Origin of the sequence: Microcystis sp. M49636_WE2, assembly GCF_030065375.1 — a bacterium.
In the GTDB taxonomy this organism is placed as follows: domain Bacteria; phylum Cyanobacteriota; class Cyanobacteriia; order Cyanobacteriales; family Microcystaceae; genus Microcystis; species Microcystis aeruginosa_C.
In genome coordinates, this window is record NZ_JASJFG010000834.1 from 1 (window position 1) to 3,572 (window position 3,572).

Genomic DNA, 3,572 nt, shown 5'->3' on the forward strand with positions numbered 1-3,572 from the left:
AGTAATTCGCCAGAAGTCCTCAAGCAGATGATCGGTGCGGGGATGAATGTAGCGCGGCTAAACTTTTCCCACGGTAGCTACGAAGATCATGCGAGAGTTGTTACCCTTTTACGGCAAATTTCTCAAGAATTAGACAATCCTATCACTCTCCTGCAAGATTTACAAGGGCCGAAAATTCGCGTCGGTAATCTCCCCAATGGTTCCATTACCATCAACGACGGCGATTATCTCACCCTTGTACCCATGGATGAGTATCGGGGAGAAGCGAACACCGTTTCGATCGATTATCCCTATCTGGCCGAGGAAGCCAAGTTAGGTGAGCAAATTCTCCTTGATGATGGCTTATTAGAGCTAAAAATCGTTGAAATTAACGGAAAAGACCTAAAATGTCAAGTATTGGAGGGAGGAATTCTCAAGAGTCGCAAGGGAGTCAATCTACCCCGTCTCAATTTGCGCTTACCTTCCATGACCGAAAAAGACAAACAAGACCTAGAATTTGGTCTTGCTCAGGGGGTTGATTGGGTTTCCCTCAGTTTTGTTCGTAAAGGAGAAGATATCAAAGCGATTAAGGCATTTTTAGCCGAGAGAAATCATGGGGATGTGCCAGTGATAGCTAAAATTGAAAAACCGCAAGCGATCGAAAATTTGGAGTCAATTATCGAGGAATGTGACGGAATTATGGTGGCCCGGGGCGATTTGGGGGTAGAGTTAAGTCCCGAAAAAGTCCCCATGTTGCAAAAACGCATTATCAGACTCTGCAACATGAAAACTATTCCCGTCATCACTGCCACCCAGATGTTAGAAAGCATGATTCACAATCCCCGACCGACTCGGGCCGAGGCCAGTGATGTGGCTAATGCCATTATCGATGGAACCGATGCGGTGATGTTATCGGGGGAATCAGCAGTGGGAGATTTTCCCGTCAAAGCTGTGGCTATGTTGGCCAAAATCGCCCATGATGTGGAAGCGGATGTGAAGTTTGATAATGTTCCCCCCAATCAGTCCGATGAAACTCACGCTCTCAGTGAGGCTTTAGTGGCGATCGATCAAACCCTTAATCTCCGTTATATTGTCACTTTTACCACCTCTGGCTACACTTCGCTACTGGCTTCTAAGGAACGTCCCTCGGTTCCCGTCATTGCTATGACTCCCAATAAACGAGTCTATCACCGTCTCAACCTAGTCTGGGGTGTGATCCCGATTCTTCTCGATCATCAGGTGTCCGTCTTTGAGGATGTGTTAAAGCAAACCGAATCAATTCTGCTTCAGAAAAATCTAGCGCAATCGGGCGATAAAATCCTGATTATGGCGGGAATTCCCATGCAGAAAACTAAAGGAACCAATTTCCTCAAAATTCACACGATTCCCTAAGTTCTAGGATTCAGGAGTCAGGGTACAGGAGATAGGAGATAGGAGATTATTTCTATTTATTCTCCCCACACCCCACACCCCACACCCTACACCCTACACCCCACTTCCCCACACCCCACGAAAAACTTTTTGCCGCAAACCCTAGATACAGATTTTGGGCGGTGGATTGGTTGTGATAGAAATATAAATATCGATCGCTTGCTATCAATCTTGATGAAAAGAGGATATTTTCTGGCTTTTATCGGCTCAATTGCCCTTAGTTGCTTATTATCTGCGGGCATAAACCTTTTTTCATCTACTATCACCACCGTCCAAACCCAGACAATTCTAGTTTCTGCCGCCGCTAGTCTCAAAGAGGCCCTAGAAGAAATCAAGCCGGGGTTTGAAAAAGCCCATGGCAACATTAAAGTTAACTATAACTTCGGTGCGTCGGGGGCTTTGCAACAGCAAATTACACAAGGTGCGCCGGCCGATGTTTTCCTCTCGGCTGCCACTAAGCAAATGGACGCTTTAGCAAAAGCTGGTTTAATCGATACAACTACCAGAAGAAACCTGCTCACTAATCGCCTAGTTTTAATCGTTCCCAAGAATTCCGCCCTAAAAATCAGCGATTTTCGTTCCCTGACTAACAGTAATGTCAAAAGAATTGCCGTGGGTGAACCGCGCAGCGTTCCCGTCGGTCAGTACAGTGAAGAAGTTCTGAAAAATATCGGCATTTTAGAGCAAATAAAACCAAAACTGGTCTTTGCCAACTCTGTCCGTAATGTTCTCGCCGCCGTAGAAACTGGTAACGCCGATGCTGGCATTGTTTACCTCACCGATGCCAAAATTTCCGACCGGGTAAAAGTAGTGGCTACGGCTGCCAATAATCTCCATTCTCCGATTATTTATCCCATAGCTGTGATTAAAGACAGCAAAAACCCGCAAGCTGCCAAGACTTTCGCCCAATATCTCACCAGGGCAGCCGCTAAAAACATTTTTGAAAAATTCGGCTTCGGAATAGCCAGATAAACAATGCCCGACTTTTCCCCCCTATGGATATCCCTGAAAACCGCCACCATTGCCCTGATAATCATCTTTTTTCTCGGTATTGCCGCCGCTTATTGGATGTTAGGTTATCGTGGACGGTGGAAATCCCTAATCGAGGCAGTTTTCGTCGCACCCTTAATCTTGCCCCCGACGGTGCTAGGCTTCATTTTACTCCTTCTATTCGGCAAAAACGGACCATTAGGACAGTTATTAGACCTATTTAACTTTCGCATCGTTTTTACTTGGTATGCCGCCATCATCACCGCGACGGTGGTAGCTTTTCCCCTGATGTACAAAACCACCCTCGGGGCTTTTGAACAGGTGGATGCCAATCTTTTACAGGTTGCCCGCACCCTAGGGGCATCGGAAGGGAAAATATTCTGGCGCCTACTTTTGCCCCTCTCCTTCCCCGGAGTATTAGCAGGATTAACCCTAGCTTTTGCCCGCGCTTTGGGGGAATTTGGGGCGACTTTGATGTTAGCGGGTAATATTCCGGGGCAAACTCAAACTATCCCGATGGCGATTTTCTTCGCTGTGGAAGCAGGAGCGATGACTGAGGCTTGGATATGGGTGTTTATTATCATGTTAATCTCCCTATCGGGGATTATCGCCGTTAATCTCTGGCAAAGTCAACGCAAACAGCAATTAGGACGACCGGGAGAAAGCAAACCTAACGAGATGGAGGACTGGCTGCCACCCTGGGAGGGTCGCGATTTTGCCCTTTTAGCAGCTGAAAATCAGCATTATAGGGATAAAATAGGCTTATTTGTTGATATAGAGAAATATTTACCCGGTTTTAACCTCTCGGTCACTTTTAACTGCCAAAATCAGCCCCTAGGATTATTAGGGGCTTCGGGTTCGGGAAAAAGCCTGATTTTGCGATCGCTGGCTGGGGTAGAAACGCCCTCAAGGGGCCGTATTGTCTTAAATGGTCGCATTCTCTTCGATTCCGAAAAGGGAATTAATCTCCCCAGTCGTCAGCGTCGTATCGGTTTTGTGGTGCAGAATTATGCCCTTTTTCCCCATCTCACCGTGGCAGAAAATATCGCTTTTAGTCTCCCCAAAAACTTATCTAAAAAAGTTATTAAACAGCAGATTGCCAACCAATTGGAATTAGTGCAGTTACCCGGCATGGAAAACCGTTATCCCCATCAATTATCGGGGGGACAACA

At 46.4% G+C, this 3,572-nt stretch carries 3 protein-coding genes; all 3 read left to right on the plus strand.

The window, feature by feature from the left end:
- On the plus strand, nt 1-1,371 hold a 1,371-nt coding region (gene pyk / locus PX484_RS19100), incomplete at its 5' end, for a pyruvate kinase (RefSeq protein ID WP_288105146.1).
- A 213-nt stretch (nt 1,372-1,584) separates the two neighbouring features.
- Complete coding sequence (gene modA, locus PX484_RS19105) at nt 1,585-2,382, plus strand: molybdate ABC transporter substrate-binding protein (protein ID WP_287767255.1); 798 nt, start codon at nt 1,585-1,587, stop codon at nt 2,380-2,382.
- A 3-nt stretch (nt 2,383-2,385) separates the two neighbouring features.
- The coding region (gene modB / locus PX484_RS19110; protein ID WP_288105148.1) for a molybdate ABC transporter permease subunit at nt 2,386-3,572 on the plus strand (1,187 nt) is incomplete at its 3' end.